Below are 20,385 nucleotides of genomic sequence, written 5' to 3' on the forward strand. Positions count from 1 at the left end.
TAAAATATAGTTTACTATCAATGAAAATTAAACTAATATATAGTTTCAACATCGATTAATCTTTTGAGAAACTCAATGAAAATAATGTTCTCAGCAGATGGTATCTCTAAATCAGACTTAGAGAAAACAGCATCTGTTTCAAAGCATGTTGACTGTGTCAAAATTGGTCATATTTTATGTTCAACTCTATCATTTAAAGAAATTCATGAGCTAGTAGGAGATAAAGATATCTTCTTAGATTTTAAACTTCATGATATTCCAAATACAGTTAAGACTGCGATAGAAAATTATTCAAAAGCTATACCAAACTTTAAGTACTTTACTTTTCACGGTACTGCTAGTGATGATATGGTCAAAGCAGCTCTTAGTGCTGATACGCAGGCTATTCCATTAGCAGTGATTACATTAAGTAGTGATGCAAACTTTGATAAAGCAGATAGTCTAGCTAAATTTGAAAGATGTGTGAATTTAGGTGTGGAAAACTTTATATGTCATCCACATTTAGTTGCAGATGTCAGAGCTAAGTTTGGGGATAAAATCAAATTATATGTCCCGGGTGTAAGGCTTGAGAGTGATTTAAGTGATGATCATTTTAATGCTTTGACGCCTAAAAAAGCTAAAGAGCTTGGCGTTGACTATATCATAGTAGGTAGGCCTCTTCTACGTGCTGAAAATATAGTTGAGAAGCTAAAAGAGTTTAGTATATAAAAATTTTAATCTACTATCTTTTTAACATGTTCAACAGAGTCTGCCTTTGCTAAGGATAGACGGATAATACTGTTCTCTATAGCCTCTAAGCTATGCATAGTATTTGGCTCTAGATAGGCTAAATCACCAATTTTTAAATTATGCTTTTTCTCAGCTATATAAAAGTTAAGATCTCCTTTAACTAACATGATAGTTATTGGATGTGGTGCAGCATGTTCTTTCATTGTTATATCTTTTGGTATGCTTACTTGCATCTCTTTAGTTAGAGGCGTTTCTATTAGTTTTTTGATAATAACTTTCTCTTGGTTAAAGTCAGCGCCTTCAATAAAATTTACAAATTCAGCCATATATTTCCTTAAATAAACTATATTATGTATTTAAAATGCATAATATAAATATATTAGAAATAATATATCAAGTCAAGGTTGCTATTTGATAGCACTATGCAAAAAGTTTATAAGATGTTAGAATTCCCAAAATGTTTTTGAGCTTTATTTTATGCAAAATCAAAATCTAAAAAAAATCATAATATCACCACCCTTTGGTAAATATCTCAAATTTAAAGAGACCTCTAATGTTTATGGATCTTTTACAGTAAGTAGACGTTGGGGACTTATTAAACAAGCAATCAAAACTATTCGCAAAGTAGAGAAAAATGCTTGGCGTAATAAGATTGGTTTACGTAATCCAGGGCTAGCAAATGCAAATCCGCCGAAGAGAGCTCAGGATATAATATCATTAGCGGCACTAGAGGTAGCAGATTGGCATAGTTTTGCAGAAACTTTAAAACTACCCAAATTTGCGAATCATAAAAATATTGAGATAAATATAGGTTGTCCAAATGCTAGTATTGTCGACTTTCCAGTTGAGTTAGCACCTTTATTTGAAGGTAGAAATATCAGTATCAAAATGCCTCCAACGGTAGACCATAATGCTAAGATTAGAGAGTACCTTGCAGTAGGTATTACAACTTTCCATTTATGTAATACTATACCTACAGATAAAGGTGGTATTTCAGGTTATCCGTTACACGAATATAGTTTGCCAGCTATTAGAAAAGCCAAAGAAGAGTTTGGTGATAGCATCACTATAATTGGTGGTGGTGGTGTCTATACTATTGAAGATGCTAAGAAATATATAGATGCAGGAGCTGATCATTTATCTCTAAGTTCTATAATGTTTAATCCTATTAAAGGTAAAAAATTAGTTAAAGAGATTGTTAAAAATTCTGGCTAAAAGATTCTTTTTTGAAACTTACAATTATTTAAACTATTAATTATGTTAATTGTAGTGGCAGCACAGTGTGCAGTCTTATTACATGATCTGACACTACATGAATAAAAACGTCCAAGTTTGTTATTCTACGATACTGAATCAAGTTCAGCACAGGCTTTGATCGTAGAATCTAATTTTAAGACTAATTATGAGTAGATCCTATGGTCACACTTCGACTCCGCTCAGTGACCGGAGAGGATGACAGAGCATTCTTGGATTAATAGTATTATGAACGCGAGGAATCAATAACCTTTCTTTTTAAGTAATAGTTTATCCGTATTTTTATATGATTGTGGGGCGAAATCTCCCATCCATTCTTTAACAGCTTTGAAGTTTTCAATAAATGTTTGCTTATCGCCATCAGAGACTTTTTCAGCATTAGAGTTTACAAACTCCGCGAATTCGGCAATAGTTTGTTGTCTTTGTTTATCAGACATAATAATATCAGCATATAGTCCAGGACCTTGACTAAAAAGCCTACCAACAATATTAAGCTCCATTTTATATACAGGGCTAGCTAGTTTTAGCATTTTTTGAATATCAACATTCTTATGCTTAAGAAACATTCCAAGACAATATACACTAAAATGCTCAATACCTTGGATAAAAGTCATAGCTTCATCATGCTCTTCGGCAGTCATTTCCTCAATACTAAAGCCAATCCTTGCTAGATCATCGATAAAATATTGATACTTATCTTGTTGCTTACCATCACAGACTACAATTACTTGATTATCTGGAGAGCTAATAGTTGGGCCAAAGATAGGGTGAAGACCAACAACTGGACCATCATAGTTAGCTAACATACTATCTAGAGGCTCTTTTTTGATACTGGTATAGTCTGCTAAGATAGTTCCTTCAGAAAGGTAAGGTATAGTTTTCTTTATAATCTCATCTGTCATATATATTGGTACAGATAGTATCACAATATCTTGATTAGTAAGCTTTTGCTCAGGATTCTGCCAATCATTTTGACCAAAAATAGTTAGAGTATATTCAGGTAGGAACTTACTAAAGATGTTTTGAGTCATTTGACCCATTTCACCATTACCACCAATTATACAAATTCTTTTTTGCATTTTTATACCTTAAAACTAAAAGTTACTGGCCCATCATTAGTTAGAGATACCTTCATATCAGCACCAAATATTCCTGATTGGACTTTTTCATATTTGCTCTTAAAGATTTTTTGAAACTCTTCAAATTTACCTTTTGCAATATTAGGAGGGCAGCCATCACTAAAACTAGGCCTATTCCCATTACGAGTATTAGCAGCTAAAGTAAATTGTGGCACAAGAATTATCTCTCCCTGGATATCTCTAAGAGATAAATTCATTTTACCAGCATCATCTTCAAATATACGATATTTAAGAATTTTCTCAGCCATCTTTTCAAAGTTTTGATGAATGTCTTCTTTTTCAACACAGATTAGGGCTAAGATACCTTTATTTATATCAGCAACTTTTTGCTGTTCTACAACTACATTTGCACAACTGACTCTTTGAATTATACTAAGCATTTTAAAAATATTTGTCTTATAAACAGTTTTAGATTGTATCAAAAAAATATTCCAGACAATATAATGTTTATAAAGATAGTTTAGTTCATTTGAACTAGATACTGTAATAAGATAAAGTTTTTTAAAAGGGAGAAAAGTTAGGTTATAAAACATATGGTTTCAAAAATTATAGAGATCCTGCGAATAAGTATTATAGTTATTGGAGGTTTTTCTGTTTCATATATATACAAAGATAATGCCGTTGAAGTATTACATTATGATATGTTAATAGTAGTTTTGGCAATGTCAGGACTTTCTGGGATAGAAGGCATATTTTTTGGTCAAGAATCAGCAAAATCATTAGCAAGAGAGACTAACCACTCATACCAGTTACAGTCAGGAGCAAATAGTTTGGCAGTTGCATTAGTAGGTGTTTTTATTTATCTAAAAAAATGGGGAGTATATGCCGATGCTACGATACTTCTTTGTTGTCTAGTATTTTTTAGCTTATCCGCAATTATTCATACATGGGATCTTTTAAAGTATAAAAATCCTAGTATAAAAAATGCAATGAGAGGAATTTTAATGTTAGGATTATTGTTTTGGCTTATTCCTGTTATATATCAAGCAGTATAGTTATTTAGCTAGAAATTTTTTTGTTCCTTACATATACGGTAAATACCAAAATAATTATAATCACACAAAGTATAGGTCCAAGAATTATAGGTACTTGTTTATCGATATGTTGACCTAAGAATCCTGAAATAAATAAGCAAATTGAAGCACCTATAGAGCCGGACATTATTAAAAAAGAGGAGATTTTTGGACTAGAGTAGTTTGCATTATTGATACCATATCCAAGAAGTGTTGGAAACATTGCAGCACAACCAAAACCAAGTATGATACCACCTATGATAAATCCTGTAAGACTATTAGCAATTAAGAATATTATAAAACCAACTAGAGTAATAAATGAGCTAATCATAATATAAACAGCAGGCTTAATTTTTGTAAGTACAAATAGTCCTACTATTAATCTAGAAATTGCAATAATTCCCCAAAATAGACCAATAACAAGTCCAACATCTGTAACACTTACATGTTTAGCTTCTTGTAAATATGGTGAGAACCAATAAGAAACAATATACTCAATATATACATAAATCATTATAGCTAGAGCTATTAGAACTACACTTATATTTAAAAGTTTTGGTTTAGCGGTATCAGATTCATCAACTAGATCATCACTAATAGTTACAGCCGCTTTTTCTTCAAATTTTGATAAAAAGATAATAATAAATAGGATTAAATATAAACAGCCCATACCGATAAACACCGCTCGCCATGAGAATTGCTCAACTATATGACCACCGACAAAAGGCACAAATGCCGAACCTGCTCCAAAGAAAAAGTTTAAAACATTTAAGCGTGATTCACTTTTACCAGTTTTTGTATATGCCGCATGGATTGTTTGACTAACAGCAGGTACCAAAAAGCCCACGCAAGTACCATTTAAAAGGGCACAAATAGCATAGACATATAGAGGAAACCCAGCTGCAATAGTAAACTGTGCAATTAGACCAATTATTAGAGCAATTAGCAGGGTGTTTCTACAACCTAGAGAACTCATGGTTTTTGAGCTTAAAGCATTACCTATCAAAAGACCTAATATGTTTAAAACATCAATATATACAATATGGGAAACATTAACGCCATAATGACTAGATATCTGTGGTGATACTAGTCCCAGTATTGCTCCAAATCCTCCAGTAATGAATGCTGCAAAGAAGCAGATGCTCACAGCTTTTAGTATTAAATCTTCTGGAACAGTAAATGTTGATAATTGATTATTTGTATTAATTGATGCCATTTGTATTCTCTCTAGTCTTTATTGCCATATTGAATTTAGTTCATATAGTTTGATGGTTAGGTTATTTTGATCTGAAGCATTGATTTTCATCGTATTCTTTATGTCACTAAGATGCTCAAACCTCATTGTGATAGACTCTTGGCCTTTATTAACAAAAAGCTCAATACTTGTTGTATCTAAGAAGATATCTACAGATATATTTTCTGAATGTATATCTTTTATAAAAGCTTCATTCATAACTTGATTTAGGCTGTTTTTTACTGATATCTGATTATTTTGATAACAAATATCAATCACAGATTTATGATTATTTTCTAAAAGGTTTAGCTGCCACGTATTATTTGAATTAAACTCTAAATTTAACTCGATAAGATTTGCTGGTAAGCTAATACTTTCATTAAAATTTCCTGACTGTAAGCGTTGTACCCTAAGGTTTTTATAGGCATTGACGGGGTAAGAAATAAGCTTATCATTATCAACGTTGAGCTGTCTCATTAGACTCATGGCACCAGCTGAATCTTCATTAGCACGGTTTTTATGATCTTCCCAACAGTTCATCCAACCAATAGCATACCTATTACCGTTAGCTTCAAAAGTCTGTGGAGCATAAAACTCTTTTGCAGAGTCTATGTATGTAGGAGGAGTTTTAGCAGAGAAGTATTTACCATCAAAATTACCAATATAATAGAAAGACTGATAATCGAAGTCTTTTTTATTTTTTGTTGTAAAAATTGAAAGTACTAGTACATATTTGCCATCTAGATAAAATAAATCTGGGCATTCTAGTGTTCTTCCAGAGATAGTTTTTTCTTGAAATAAGATACTATGATAATGCCAGCTCTTAGCATCATCAGATCTATACAGTGCAACGCTTGGATAGTTATTTGCATAAGTACCAATCACCATATAATAGCAATTAAAATTTTTATCAAACCATACTTTAGGATCTCTAAAATCATAAGAGCAAAAATCAGGTTTACGATTAACAATAGTTTCAGGTTTTGAAAAATGTATACCATCTTTACTTTTTATTAGATTTTGTTTTTCGATGAAAATATCAGGAGAATTTTCTAGATCCTCAAAGTGCTCTGTATAGATAAGAAATAATTCATCATCAACAACCATAGCACTACCTGAGAAAGCTCCACCTATATATCTGTCATCAAGGTCATTTTGTGGATAAATGGCAATAGGTAAGTGATGCCAATGTACCATATCTTCAGAAACAGCATGCCCCCAGTGTAGCATTGCAGTATGTTTACCATAAGGATAATGTTGGTAGAACATATGATATTTACCTTTAAAGTAAACTAGGCCGTTAGGATCGTTTATCCATGCATTTTTCGCTGTAAAGTGATACTGTAGACGTTCTGTATCTTTTAGGTTAGAGTTATTATGAGAATGATGTGACTGGAATTGTCCATATTTAAGACTAAAGTAGACTCCTCCATGCTCAAGTAATGAATCATCATATACCCAACCATTCTCTATATTTAAACTTTGTGTATCACAGACTATTTTAAGAATATATTCTTTATGTGATTCTAGTAACCACTCGACATGATAGTATTTTGTTTTTAGATTAGTAGCTTGTATAGGGTGGCATTCAACTATAGTATCTTTATTGTAAAGCTTAAGTTGACCATGATGACTAGTATTGTAGTCAAAAGAAATTACAGAGTCATTTTCAACATAAATATTAAAAGAATTCTCATCAAGCTTGTTTATAACCATTTCTTTAGAAATAGAGTAGGTGTATAAAAAAGTTTATGTGACTAGGCAGTTAGAGTCAATTTTATAGTTAATAAAATAGAATCTACTTTAGGTTTAGCACTATTTAGGTTACATTATCCCTTTAATCTAAATAATTAAGTAGAGGAATAGTTTTGATAAAAGACATAAAAGTAAGACAGTTTTCTGTATTATGGTTTGTAGAGTTATGGGAAAGGTATGCTTTTTATAGTTTCCAAGCTCTTTTTATGCTTTTTATAACTGCTAGTCATATTAGTGAATCACAAGGATATTTGATTTTTGGAATATTTGCTTCGCTAATTTATATTACACCAACCATAGGTGGGTACTTATCTGATAAATATATAGGTGTTAAAAATGCTTTAGTTATAGGCGCGGTATTCTTGTTATTAGGTTATATTGTTTTAGCAATATCAACTGATTTAAGTCATGTAAATTGGGCTTTATCACTTATAATTGTTGGTAATGGACTCTTTAAGCCAGCACCGACATCGTTAATTTCAAAAATTTTTAATGATAATCCATCACAGTCTCATTCAGCTTTTACAGTATACTATATGGGAGTAAATATTGGTGGTTTCCTTGCTATAGCCTTTACACCGATAATTGCAAAATACACTAGTTATTCTTATGCATTCATCATATGTGTTATAGGTATGTTTCTTGCAATATCAAACTATTTCTGGCGTGCAAAGCTTTTAAAAGATGTAGGATCTGATACACCATCAATGACTACTAAGGTTAAGCTTTTAATATCACTAATATGCTTAGCTCAGTTATTAATATGCTATGGCTTATTCCAAGTTACAGATATTTCTTTATATTTGATAATAATCTTATGTATTCTAACATTCATATATATGTTAAATGATGCAAGAAACGCTTGTGATCGCAAAGAGACTATTTTACAAGTTATAGGGGTGATTTTAGTTATTGAAGCGGTGATTTATTTTATTGTCTATAGCCAAATGTTTTCGACATTAGTATTATTTGCAAAGCATAATGTTTCACTTAATCTGATAGGGTTTGATGTATCTCCAGCAACTTATGCATCTTTAGATTCTTTTTGGTTAATTGTTTTGAGTCCGTTATTAGCTATTTTATATAAAAAGAGTGTAAAACACTTATCTGTACCTTATAAATATTCTATAGGAACTGTAATTGCTGGTATAGCGCCTCTAAGTTTATATGTGGTGATAAAGTTGACACAGGTAACTGGCTTTGTCGATGGTAACTGGATGTTTGTCTATTTCTTCTTTGGAGCCTTAGCTGAGCTATTAGTCGCTGCAATAGGTTTTTCAATGATTGCTATTTACTTTAGAAAAGAAATAGTAACATTAGGGATGGGCTTCTTTATGCTTGCGATAGCACTAGGGGGAGCTTTATCGGGTAAGTTAGGCCAGCTTGTTGCTATACCAGATGGTAAGATTGATCCAATGGTAAGTTTAGGAATTTACCAAAACTACTTCTTATGGTTAGGGATAATCACTATTGTATTAGGTATTTTATATGGAATAGTAGCCAAGGTTGTGACTACTATAGCTAATAAGCATAATATTTCATTAGGATAAATAAATTTACAATCTTTTTATAATTTCATTTGTAAATTTTTCAGTAGAAGCTAGTTTAGTTTCTTGAGTATAGATATCTTGAGTTCTAAAACCATCTTCAAGAGTTAGATTAATTGCATTAGCAATAGCTTCGGCTTCTGAAACTAAGCCAAATGAGTAAGAAAGCATTAGAGATGCTGATAGTACTTGCGCTATTGGGTTTGCTTTACCTTGCCCTTTGATATCATATGCAGATCCACCGGATGGTTCATAAAGACCAAAACCATCTTTATTTAAGCTAATAGATGGCACTAGACCAATTGATCCAGGTAGTACAGAGGCTAAATCAGAGATAATATCGCCAAAAAGGTTTCCTGTAACCATAACATCAAACTGACTTGGGTTTAAAACCATTTGCATAGCACAGTTATCGACATACATATGATTGACAGTAACACTTGGATAGTCTTTTGCTACCTCATTGACTATATTTCTCCATAGTCTTGATGTATCTAAGACATTTGCTTTATCAACAGATGTTAATCTATTTGAGCGCTGTGTAGCTCTTTCAAATGCTTGAGTAACAATATTTCTAATTGTATGTTCATCATATTCAGCGATATCTGTAGCACATCTTGTACCATTTTCATCAGTAAAAGTTCTATGCTCTCCGAAGTAGATATCTCTAGAAAGTTCTCTGAAGATCTCAATATCAGCACCATTTGCAATACGACTATCTTTTAAAGGACATGCTTCTTTTAATGATGGAAATATTTGGCTAGGGCGAATATTTATGTTAAAACCAAAGTGTTTTCTAAGGGCTAAAATACTATTAGCTTCACAGCCTTGCCATTTTTCTTCATTTTGAGCTTCAACAGGTCCACCAACTGAGCCAAAAAGTATAGCATCAGAGTCTTTACATATTTCTAAAGTTTCTTCGGGGCAATGACTTTTGTATTTATCATATGCAGCACCACCAACTAGAGCTTTAGTATAATTAAATTTGTGATTATATTTTTTAGCAACAGCATCAAGAACCTTTATTGCTGATTCCATTACTTCAGGGCCAATTCCATCACCTGCTAATATAGCAATATTCTTTTCCATTTTAGCCTCTTTTTGATTGTTCAAATTTTTTGATTATATCTAGCTTCTCGACAAGGTAAGTCATATCATCAAGTCCTTTGATAAGACAGTTTTTACGAAAAGGATCATAATCAAAACTATAAGTATTTTCATCTGCAGAAACAGTTTGATTCTCTAGATCAACAGTCATACTAAATTTTGAATCTTCTGCTTTATCACATAAGTTTTTAACGACATCTTTATCTAAGGAGATTAGCAATAAACCATTTTTAGCGGCATTATTGAAAAATATATCAGAAAAAGATGGTGCAATTATTACTCGGATACCTGCTTGAACTAGAGCCCAAACAGCATGCTCTCTAGATGAGCCACAACCAAAGTTATCACCAGCAATTAGTATTTGCGAGTTTGAATAATCTGGATTATTAAAAACAAAGTCAGGATCTTTTTCTTTTAAATTGTGAAATAAACTTTTTCCATAGCCATCTTTTGTTGTTTGAGTTAGAAAGTTAGCAGGAATAATCATATCTGTATCAATATCACTCAGCCATAAAGGAATAGCGCTAGATGTTAATTTTTTAAAAGCTTGCATTTTCTTATAGCTCCTTATTTATAATTTATCAACGCTGCAGATTTTACCCATAACAGCACTAGCAGCAACAGTTTGTGGTGATGCAAGATGAGTTATACTTCCCTTCCCTTGACGACCTATGAAGTTTCTGTTTGAAGTACTAATACATCTTTGACCTTCTGGAACTTTATCATCATTCATCGCTAGACACATTGAGCAACCTGGCATTCTAAACTCAGCACCGGCATCTGCAAAAACTTTATCTAATCCTTCTAATATTGCTATATTTCTAACCTGCTCAGAGCCTGGTACTATATACATAGTGACATTATTGGCAACTTTTCTACCTTTTAGAACATCAGCTACTGCACGCATATCTTCGATACGACCATTAGTACAACTACCTACAAACGCCCATTGGATTTCTTTGCCAAGGATATCTTCATCAGCATTAAACTTAGTATAGTCATAAGCTTGCTGTGCTAGTTTATGTTGGTGAGCCGGAATATCTTTAAGGTTTGGAATCTTAGCAGAGATATTAATAGCATGTTGAGGATTTATTCCCCAAGTTACCATTGGTTCAAGATTCTCAATATCAACTCTTATAACTTTATCATAATGAGCGTTTTCATCGCTTATGAAACTCTTCCAGTGTTTTATAGCCTTATCGAAATCATTTTCTTGAGGAGCATATTTTTTACCTTTTAGATATGCAAATGTTTTCTCATCAGGTGATACTAGACCAGCTCTTGCACCACATTCTATAGACATGTTACATAGAGTCATGCGTTCTTCCATAGACATATCTTTGATAGCCTGGCCAACATATTCGATCACATAACCACCAGCACCACCAATACCAATATTAGCGATTAGTTTCATTATGATATCTTTAGATGTAGCTAGTTTTGAAGGTTTGCCAACAAATTCAACTTTCATTGTTTTTGGTCTATATTGTAAGATACAGTTTGTAGCAAGGACATGACCAACTTCAGATGTCCCTACACCAAATGCTAAAGCACCAAATGCACCATGAGTTGATGTGTGAGAATCACCACATACAAGAGTTGTACCAGGTAAGGTAAATCCAAGTTCTGGACCTATTACATGAACTATACCTTGATGTTGGCTTTCAAAATCGTAAAAATCTATACCAAACTCTTTAACATTACTACGAAGCTTTTCAACTTGAGCTTGAGCAACCTTATCTTTCATCTCTAAGCGGTTGATAGGAGATGTTGAAATACTATGATCTACAGTTGCAATTATAGATTTAGTATTATTTATAGGTATATTTAACTCTCTGATCTTATCAAATGCTTGAGCAGAAGTTACTTCATGCATTAACATTCTATCGATATATAAAATATCTGGAAAATCAGTTATCTGCTGTACAACATGAGTATCCCAAATTTTATCTATAATATTCTTTGCCATACTACTTCCTATAACTTGTTTCTATATGTAATTTATTAGTTGCTGCAATTAGAGCTTTAAGTGTAGATATTTCTATATCTTGATCGATAGCAACACCTTCAAAAGTAGGGCTATTATCACCAGCCTTGATTATAATTGTACTTTCAGATTTAGAGTTAATACCATCATCTTTTAATGATCTAGAAAAATAATCTGAAATATTTACTTCAGGCATATGTTCTTGAATCCCTTTTAATAAAGCTGATAAGGCAGAGTTTTCACTATGATCTGTAATTCTATAGTCTGTATTACCAAAGAAGTTACCTTTAAGTTCCACAAATGTCTCGCCATTAGATTTTCCGTAATCAATACTTGTTGCATTAATAGGTGATTTAATTTGCTTATAAGCAGAGATTAGCTCTTCATCTGTGATACCTTTTCTACGCTCATGATAAATATCTTTTATTTGTTGAGCAATTTTTGCTTTTTCTTTGTCATCACAAATATAACCATTCTCTTCGATAATCTTCTTAGCGTGATTACCTCCAGAAAGAGGGCCAAAGACAAAGCTAATTTCATTACCTACAGATTCAGGGTGAAATGGTTGGTATGCAAGAGGATTATTCAATATTGCATTAGTATGTCCACCAGATGTGTGTCTAGCTGAATTTAAACCTGTAATAGGATAATGAGGCTGTCTTGACAGCATTCTATCACCAATAAAATCAGAGATAGCTTTAAAGCTAGAGATATCAATATCATTGTAGTAGTGGCAGTCTTTTTGTTTGCCAAAAAGATTTAAAAACATGATACACTGCTCTAAAGAAGCATTTCCAGCTCTTTCACCAACGCCATTGATACATCCTTCAACTTGTGTTGCAGGTCCATCAAAGACAGCATTCATAGAGTTCTCTAATGCCAAGCCTAAGTCATTATGACAATGTGCTGACCAGATTATATCTTTGTTAGGGAACTCTTCTTTGATAATTTTTGCATGTCTAGACATATTTTTAACAAAATAGTCATCGCCTTCTCTTTCACATGCTCCACCAATAGTATCTGGACAGTTAATTACAGATACTCCCGCAGAAACAGCTGCTCTGAAAATATCAGTTACATAATCAAAAGTATCTCCAAGCTTAGAGTATCCTTCAGCACTAAATTCGACTTCAAAACCTTCATCACTAGCAAGTTTAACAAGCTCGTAGACATTTTTGATATTTTGTTCATTATCATTTTTGCTTCCTAAGCTTGCTTGAGCTAGGTTAGGGTCTACAGGTAAATACATATGTACTCTTGCTTTACCTATTTCTAGCGAAGGGCGTAAGGCATCCATTGTGATCTCTACTTGATTTCTACGTAACTGACATAATCCTGCTATAGTCATATTAGATTTTCTTTCAGTCATTCTTTTTGAAATAGTATTTACTATTTCAAAGTCAGTTTTACTTGCTGAAGGAAAACCAGCCTCAATAACATCGATGTTTAACTTATCTGCTAGATCAGCATATGTGATATTATCTTCAAAAGACATGCCAGCCCCTGGAGATTGTTGACCATCTCTAAGAGTGGTATCAAATATATAAACTTTTTTCTTATCCATATTAAGACTCCTCTACATAAGTTAAAACATCTTTATAAGCTTGCCCTTGCTTAATTTTTTCAAAAACTTCTTTTATTTGATTAGTTATTGTATGATCTGAACTTTTTAATTTTTGGTCATCTATACTTGCTACAGGAGTTACTTCTGCTGCAGTACCACAGAAGAAGGCTTCATCAGCATCAATTAACTCTTCTACTTTAAATAAACGTTCTGTAACTTTATAGCCTAAGTCTTTAGCTATCTGTATAACAATTTTTCTTGTGATACCATTTAGAATAGTGCCTAAAGGAGTCGTTATCACCTCTTTATCTTTTATCAAAAAGACATTCATTGCGGCTCCTTCAGCGACATTACCATCAGCATCAAGTAATAAAGATTCATGATAATGAGTATCTAAAGTTTCTCTAGAAGCTAAGATACTATTTACATAGTGACCACCAATTTTTGCATCACAAACAGTTGATTGAGGGTGAATACGGATATATTTACTAACTTTGATATCAACCTTATCAGCAGACATATATTTACCCATTTCAATACAGTATATAGCAATATCTACTTGATGATCCTTTACTGGTAGTACACTTACACTACCTTCAGCATAGTATGCTAGAGGCCTTATATAGCATGATTTTTTACCACTAGCTTTGACTATGTCTAATACAGCTTGACATAGCTCATCAATACTATATTTACATTCCATACCAAGAACATTCATAGAATATACGAATCTTTCCATATGTTCTTTTAGTTTTAAAACACCGACACCATTAGGTGTTTCATAGGCTCTTATACCTTCAAATACAGATGATCCATAATGCAGAGAGTGTGTATTTATACCAACTTTTGCATCTTCATAAGAGATGATTTCACCATTTTTCCATATTTTGTCTATCATTATTGACCCTCGATATTTAATTAATTTATTAATTTAAAATTTTTTTGAATAGTTATATTTCTTGCCTGCTATTAGAGGCAGAGAGTATTTTTTGTGAGGGGGAGGAGTGCTTGAGAAGAATTACTTTGAGATTTGCTTTTTTGAAAGAACACAGTAGTGAAAGCTCTAAAAAAAGCTTTACTATTACCTGACATCTTAACTATAGAGCCAATATTTATATATATTGTCACCCGCATACATGAATTCACTATTTTATGCATTTTCCCTTATCTTTTTAATATAAGAATATCCTGGAGCAAAATACTCTTAGTTAAAAGTTTATATAGTTATTGTAGCCATATAATATTTTGGTGTAAACCTAGTTTTATAACAACGAGTGATTTTTTTGAGAATAATTAAGAATAAAATGAAAGAAAGATACTATTTACGATCAGCGTAGATTTTTGCCTGCGCTGCAGATAATCTTGCAATTGGCACTCTAAACGGTGAGCAAGATACATAGTCAAGATCTAAATCATGACAAAAGCCTACAGAATATGGTTCACCACCATGTTCACCACAGATACCCATTTTAGCATTAGGATTTACAGCTTTTACACCTTCTTTAGCTATTTCCATTAACTTACCAACACCCTTAGGATCAAGTCTAGCAAATGGGTCGAAGCTTAGAATACCGTGCTCAAGATAATCTTTGATAAACTTGTTAGCATCATCTCTACTAAAGCCAAAAGTCATCTGAGTTAGATCATTTGTACCAAATGAGAAGAATTCACTACCAGCCTCAGCTAGCATGCCAGCACCAATAGCACCACGAGGAGTTTCAAGCATTACACCAACTTTATAATCAATCTCGATTTCTTCACGTTTAATTATAGTATCTGCAACCTCTCTAACTATTCCACCTAATAGTTTAAATTCACCAAGTGTACTTACTAATGGGATCATTAGTTCAGGCTTAACATTTATACCCATACGTTTACTAGATATTGCAGCATAAATGATAGCCTTTGTCTGCATTTCTATGATTTCAGGATATGTAACAGCAAGTCTACAGCCGCGATGTCCCATCATTGGATTCATTTCACTAAGAGAGTCAATTCGTGACTCTAATTCACTATAGCTGATATTAAACTCTCTTGCTAAAGCCTCTATTTCATCAGCTTCATGAGGTAAAAACTCATGTAGAGGAGGATCAATAAATCTAATTGTTACCGCTAAGTTATCCATTGCTTCAAATAACTCTTCAAAGTCTTGCTGCTGTACAGGAAGTAGCTTATCTAAAGCTTTTTGTCTTTCTTTTTTGTCTTTGGCTAAGATCATTTGTCTAACATATGAGATACGATCTTCTTCAAAGAACATATGCTCAGTACGACATAGACCTATACCTTCAGCGCCATATGCTTTTGCAACAGAAGCATCTTTATAAGTATCTGCATTACATCTAACACGCAGTTTACGCACACTATCAACAAATTTCATAAAGTCTTCAAAATCTTGAGTAACTTCAGGATCTACTGTTTTGATAATACCTCTATAGACACTTCCCTTTGTTCCATCTAAAGAGAGATAATCACCTTCTGTGAAAACTTGACCTCTTTCGAAAGTAATAGTTCTTTTCTCTTCATCAATCCTTGCAGACTCTAAGCCCGATACACAACATTTACCCATGCCACGAGCAACAACAGCAGCATGTGAAGTCATACCTCCACGTAATGTAAGGATACCATTACAAGCATTCATACCAGCAATATCTTCAGGAGATGTCTCAATTCTAACTAATATAGTTTTTTCTTGACCACGTGCCTTTGCTGCAAGTAATGATTCAACATCAAAGTAAATTCTACCGCTAGCTGCACCAGGAGAAGCACCTAGAGCCGATCCAAGAGGGCGTTTTGATGCTAGAGCTTTTTCATCAAATTTAGGGTGTAGTAGCTGCTCTAATAAATGAGGTTCTACCATCATCACAGCTTCTTCATTAGTGATTAGCCCTTCTTTAGCCATATCTACAGCAATTTTTAAGGCAGCTCTTGCTGTTCTTTTACCATTTCTTGTTTGTAGCATAAAAAGCTTACCATCCTCGATAGTAAACTCCATATCCTGCATATCTTTGTAAACTTTTTCTAAATTCTTTGCAATCTTTATGAAGTCTTCAAATACTTGTGGCATCTTATCTTTCAAAGTAGAAATATGTGCAGGAGTTCTTACACCAGCAACTACATCTTCACCTTGAGCATTGATTAGGTATTCACCAAAGAGTTTATTTTCTCCAGTAGAGGGATCCCTTGTGAAAGCTACACCAGTACCAGAGTTATTACCAGAGTTACCGTATACCATCTCTTGAACATTAACAGCAGTACCCCAGTTATTTGAGATATTGTTGATTTCTCTGTATATGATAGCTCTTTCAGCATTCCATGATCTAAATACTGCTTCAACAGCTGCTAGAAGTTGTTTGACAGGATCTACAGGAAACTCTTTACCAACTAAATCTTTATAAACTTTTTTGTATTCTGCTACGATATCTTTATAATCAGTTGCGCTTAAATCACAATCATTTTTTACTTTTCTTTTTGCTTTTTTCTCATCAAGTATTTTATCAAAAGGTTTTTTTTCACAATCCATAACAACATCAGCAAACATCATTATGAACCTTCTATAGCTATCGTAAACAAATTGTTCATTGTTTGTCTTAGCTACCATAGCTTTGGCAACTTCATCATTTAAGCCTAGATTCAGAACAGTATCCATCATCCCTGGCATAGAAACTCTAGCGCCAGAGCGTACTGATACAAGTAGAGGGTTATTACCACCACCGAAAGTTTTGCCTGTTCTTTTTTCCAAATCAGCGATATGAGCAAATATTTGTTCTTTAACTTTTTTACCTAGCTTTTGACGGTTATCATAGTACTTAAGGCAAGCCTCTGTAGTTACTGTAAATCCATCAGGTACAGGAAGACCGCTATTTAGCATCTCACTAAGGTTTGCACCTTTTCCACCTAGTAAATCACGCATAGACTTATTGCCTTCGCTAAAGGCATAGACAAACTTTGACATAAAAACTCCTCTCAAGTTTTTTTTATAAATTAAATTGACTATAAATACACCCTCAAGTGCACTTATTTTTCATCGTATCATATTTTTATGAATATATGGAAGGTTTTTTTATGAGAAAAATATTTAAACTAACTTAACTCCAGCTATAAATGGGTGCAAAAATATAAATATACAAAGAGCAACTAATCCAACCAAAATATTTAAGATATCTGCTTTTAGTGAAAAATCGTTAGGAGTATTTTTTTGAACTTCTTTATCTCTATGGTTTGCTTGTATTATTGAGATAAAAGCCCATATACTTAGTCCCCCAAATAAAACTATCGCTTTTAAGTTTATATTACTAACTATATGTCCTACTCCCCATGCTATAACAGCTGCCAGCTGAGGGTTGTGTATATGTTTTATAATCCTTGATTTAATACGTCCGGAGAAAAAAAGCAAAAAGCTTATTGTTACACATATAAAAGTGATTGGATGAGCTATAGTTTGTGGCAGAGAGTATATTGTTTCAGCAGATGATGTTCTCCAGCCAATTACCATTAAGACTATAGATACTACTATTAGTAATGAGAAGATTCCTTTATATGGGTTTTCATCAGTAACATTAATAATTTTTTCCTAAAATTAAAAAAATACGTAGGCATAAAGTGTATCAAAGACCATATAAGTATCCCTACTATCAAATATAACATAAGCTTTATAATAGTAGATCATATAATCCTGTGTTAAATATATCAAGAATCAAAGAGGGTGAAATTTTTATTTATATCTCGAATAAAACATAAACCTAAGAACACTTAGTATTACAACTTGAACATCCTGTAAGATTTGCAACAAATCTTATCTTTGTTGATAGATATTTCATTGTAAATACAATAATTAAAGTATAAATAATAGCACCAATAATATAGCTTATTGATTTCACAGGAGTATTGATAATATTAGCTGTTTGATAAACCAATAATGCAGCTACATATGCAATCGATGTGCTCCAAATTATTGATAAAATAGCCCATCCTCGCGTAGCTTCTCTAACTGTGGCACCTATTACTGATATACATGGAATATATAACAATACAAAAAGTAGATATGAGAAAGCAGCGATACTTGAGCCAAACTTACTAACCATATTGCCCATTGCAGTAGTACTCATATTTGCATCAGCTTCATTTGAAGTTATTGGGTTAAAATCAATATGTTTAAAGTTATCAATTGTAGTGCTTATTGCCTCTTTGAAGCTATCTATGGCACTAAAGCTTTTTGGTATACCATCGTCATCTGCTTGAGTGTAGATAGTATTTAGAGTACCAACAACAACTTCTTTTGCTAGTGTCCCAGTTACTAAGCCTACAGTTGCTGGCCAGTTATCGTTACTGACACCAATAGGGTTTAATATAGGGGTAATCTCTTTACTTCCATAGCTTAAAAGAGTTTCATTCTTAGATATATAAATACTGTTTAAGCTTCCAACAATAATTGCTACAGGTATAATAACCTTACCTGCTCGAAGAAGGAAAGATTTTAGTCTATTCCAGCTATATAACATGATTGTTTTAGCATGAGGTACGTGATAGTTTGGTATATCTAAAATAAATGGAGATGTATCACCTTTTAGGAAAGTAAATTTAATTACATAGCCTGTTATTATAGCACCTACTATACCAGTGATATATAGTAAGAAGATCACTGATGCACCATGATTTGGAAAAAAGGCTGTCGCAAAAACTGAAAATATAGCCAACCTTGCACCACAAGACATAAAAGGCGACATCATGATAGTCATAAGGCGATCTTTTCGTGTCTCTAGAGTTCTAGCAGCCATTACAGAGGCTACATTACAACCAAAGCCAACAATTAGAGGGACAAAAGCTTTACCTGATAAGCCAATTGACTGCATAAATCTATCCATAACAAAAGCAGCTCGTGACATATATCCAGAGTCTTCAAGTATCGATAGGAATATAAATAAAAAGCCAATTTGAGGTATAAATGCTAAAACAGTATTAATACCGGTACCAAAACCTTGTGATAATATGTGCGTGATAGTTATTGGTAAACCAATTAGATTTGAATAATAAGCGACTCCATCAACAAAAATAGCGCTAGAGAAATCATCAAATAAAGGTTGTACAGCCGCTCCTAAAGTAATTGAGAATAAAAACATTAAGTACATCATAAGTAGAAAAACAGGAACACCCAGGTACTTATTCATGCATATTGCATCGAATGTTTTTGTAAGGTTAATTCGAGAAACTTTTTTATTTTCAGTTGAAATATTTACAATATCAGCAACTGCTTGATAACGCGATTTGGCAATATCAAAAGTTTGACTTTTGTTTATAGATTCTTCTAAGCTACCTAAACTTTCAGTATCTAATTCTTGAGCAATTTGAATATCTCTACCATCTAGAAGCTCTGTAGTAAGCCATAAGCTACCTATCTTATTTTGACGTAGTTCACTAATTTGCTTTTCTAAATCAAAAACAGTCTTAGGGTAGTATTTAGTTAGATCAAAGCTAGGTGTATTTTGTGAGTTTGCTAAAGTTTGCTTTAGATCCTGTATGCCAATATTTTTTGAACCAACTATAGGTAAAACTTTACATCCTAAAGCTTTTTCCAACTTATCATAGTGAATGACAATACCTTTTTTAGTCGCGACATCTATCATATTAACAGCTAAAATGACTGGCAAACCAAGTTCTATAAGCTGGATAGTCAAATATAGGCTTCTATTTAAATTTGATGCGTCAACTACATTAATGATCGCATTTGGTTTTTCATTGACTATAAAAGAATATGCTATTTGCTCATCAATAGAATTCTCGTCTGAGACAGATAGAGAATAAATACCTGGAATATCAACAATCTCTATCTTTTTTTCATTTGAGTTAAAAGCACCTATTTTCTTATCAACAGTTACACCTGACCAGTTACCAACCTTTTGGTTAAGTCCAGTTAGAGAGTTGAATATTGTTGTTTTACCACAATTAGGGTTGCCAACCAAAGCATATTTCATAATTAGTTCTCTAGAATGTATTTATTAGCTAAAAGTAATTTTGTGTAACAAGTATAGCAAAAGATATTTGATTGTGGTATACGATAAT

General features: G+C 32.9%; 16 protein-coding genes and 1 pseudogene. 4 read left to right on the top strand and 13 right to left on the bottom strand.

From position 1 onward, the window contains the following. The first annotated feature begins 75 nt into the window (after positions 1 to 75). The gene (pyrF, locus tag F7310_RS00210; RefSeq protein WP_173647409.1) at positions 76 to 708 is read left to right on the top strand and encodes an orotidine-5'-phosphate decarboxylase; all 633 of its coding nucleotides are present in this window, start codon (positions 76 to 78) and stop codon (positions 706 to 708) included. Between the two features lie 5 nt (positions 709 to 713). On the opposite strand, the gene F7310_RS00215 is transcribed toward pyrF, so the two are convergent. Beyond that, complete coding sequence (locus F7310_RS00215; RefSeq protein WP_072711072.1) at positions 714 to 1,055, bottom strand: cupin domain-containing protein; 342 nt, start codon at positions 1,053 to 1,055, stop codon at positions 714 to 716. A gap of 151 nt (positions 1,056 to 1,206) precedes the next feature. Between F7310_RS00215 and F7310_RS00220 the strand changes: the two are divergent. After that, positions 1,207 to 1,976 (top strand): annotated as a pseudogene (locus tag F7310_RS00220) (diguanylate cyclase). Between the two features lie 249 nt (positions 1,977 to 2,225). Here the strand turns inward: F7310_RS00220 and tyrA are convergent. Continuing rightward, entirely contained in the window at positions 2,226 to 3,062 is an 837-nt protein-coding gene (tyrA, locus tag F7310_RS00225; RefSeq protein WP_072711074.1) for a bifunctional chorismate mutase/prephenate dehydrogenase, read from the bottom strand. Between the two features lie 2 nt (positions 3,063 to 3,064). Then, entirely contained in the window at positions 3,065 to 3,502 is a 438-nt protein-coding gene (dtd, locus tag F7310_RS00230) for a D-aminoacyl-tRNA deacylase (protein ID WP_072713498.1), read from the bottom strand. A gap of 153 nt (positions 3,503 to 3,655) precedes the next feature. Here dtd and F7310_RS00235 point away from each other — a divergent pair, with 153 nt between their 5' ends. After that, complete coding sequence (locus F7310_RS00235) at positions 3,656 to 4,117, top strand: DUF6790 family protein (RefSeq protein ID WP_072711075.1); 462 nt, start codon at positions 3,656 to 3,658, stop codon at positions 4,115 to 4,117. A 4-nt stretch (positions 4,118 to 4,121) separates the two neighbouring features. Here the strand turns inward: F7310_RS00235 and F7310_RS00240 are convergent, their stop codons facing one another. Next, positions 4,122 to 5,351 (bottom strand): MFS transporter, encoded by a 1,230-nt coding sequence (locus F7310_RS00240; protein WP_072711076.1) that lies wholly within the window; start codon positions 5,349 to 5,351, stop codon positions 4,122 to 4,124. Positions 5,352 to 5,369: 18 nt separating this feature from the next. Continuing rightward, positions 5,370 to 7,085: a glycoside hydrolase family 32 protein gene (locus tag F7310_RS00245; protein WP_072711077.1), complete on the bottom strand. Its 1,716-nt coding sequence runs from the start codon at positions 7,083 to 7,085 to the stop codon at positions 5,370 to 5,372. A gap of 152 nt (positions 7,086 to 7,237) precedes the next feature. Here F7310_RS00245 and F7310_RS00250 point away from each other — a divergent pair, with 152 nt between their 5' ends. Next, positions 7,238 to 8,674, top strand: coding sequence for a peptide MFS transporter (locus tag F7310_RS00250; protein ID WP_072711078.1), 1,437 nt, complete (start codon positions 7,238 to 7,240; stop codon positions 8,672 to 8,674). Between the two features lie 6 nt (positions 8,675 to 8,680). On the opposite strand, the gene leuB is transcribed toward F7310_RS00250, so the two are convergent. The 8 genes from leuB to feoB form a co-directional block, all read right to left on the bottom strand. Continuing rightward, positions 8,681 to 9,760 carry a 3-isopropylmalate dehydrogenase gene (gene leuB, locus F7310_RS00255; RefSeq protein ID WP_072711079.1) on the bottom strand — a complete coding sequence of 360 codons (1,080 nt, stop codon included), beginning with the start codon at positions 9,758 to 9,760 and terminating at the stop codon, positions 8,681 to 8,683. Between the two features lies 1 nt (position 9,761). Further along, the gene (leuD, locus tag F7310_RS00260) at positions 9,762 to 10,331 is read right to left on the bottom strand and encodes a 3-isopropylmalate dehydratase small subunit (protein ID WP_072711080.1); all 570 of its coding nucleotides are present in this window, start codon (positions 10,329 to 10,331) and stop codon (positions 9,762 to 9,764) included. Between the two features lie 18 nt (positions 10,332 to 10,349). Continuing rightward, positions 10,350 to 11,747 (bottom strand): 3-isopropylmalate dehydratase large subunit, encoded by a 1,398-nt coding sequence (leuC, locus tag F7310_RS00265; protein ID WP_072711081.1) that lies wholly within the window; start codon positions 11,745 to 11,747, stop codon positions 10,350 to 10,352. A 1-nt stretch (position 11,748) separates the two neighbouring features. Continuing rightward, positions 11,749 to 13,329, bottom strand: a complete 1,581-nt coding sequence (locus tag F7310_RS00270; RefSeq protein WP_072711082.1) for a homocitrate synthase/isopropylmalate synthase family protein — start codon at positions 13,327 to 13,329, stop codon at positions 11,749 to 11,751. A gap of 1 nt (position 13,330) precedes the next feature. Beyond that, the gene (locus F7310_RS00275) at positions 13,331 to 14,227 is read right to left on the bottom strand and encodes a branched-chain amino acid transaminase (RefSeq protein WP_072711083.1); all 897 of its coding nucleotides are present in this window, start codon (positions 14,225 to 14,227) and stop codon (positions 13,331 to 13,333) included. Positions 14,228 to 14,647: 420 nt separating this feature from the next. Next, on the bottom strand, positions 14,648 to 17,281 hold the full coding sequence (ppdK, locus tag F7310_RS00280) for a pyruvate, phosphate dikinase (RefSeq protein WP_072711084.1): 2,634 nt from the start codon (positions 17,279 to 17,281) through the stop codon (positions 14,648 to 14,650). A gap of 123 nt (positions 17,282 to 17,404) precedes the next feature. Continuing rightward, positions 17,405 to 17,893: an NnrU family protein gene (locus tag F7310_RS00285; protein WP_084645145.1), complete on the bottom strand. Its 489-nt coding sequence runs from the start codon at positions 17,891 to 17,893 to the stop codon at positions 17,405 to 17,407. A gap of 175 nt (positions 17,894 to 18,068) precedes the next feature. Then, entirely contained in the window at positions 18,069 to 20,297 is a 2,229-nt protein-coding gene (feoB, locus tag F7310_RS00290) for a Fe(2+) transporter permease subunit FeoB (RefSeq protein WP_072711086.1), read from the bottom strand. Positions 20,298 to 20,385 lie beyond the last annotated feature (88 nt).

Source organism: Francisella uliginis (assembly GCF_001895265.1).
Classification (GTDB): domain Bacteria; phylum Pseudomonadota; class Gammaproteobacteria; order Francisellales; family Francisellaceae; genus Francisella; species Francisella uliginis.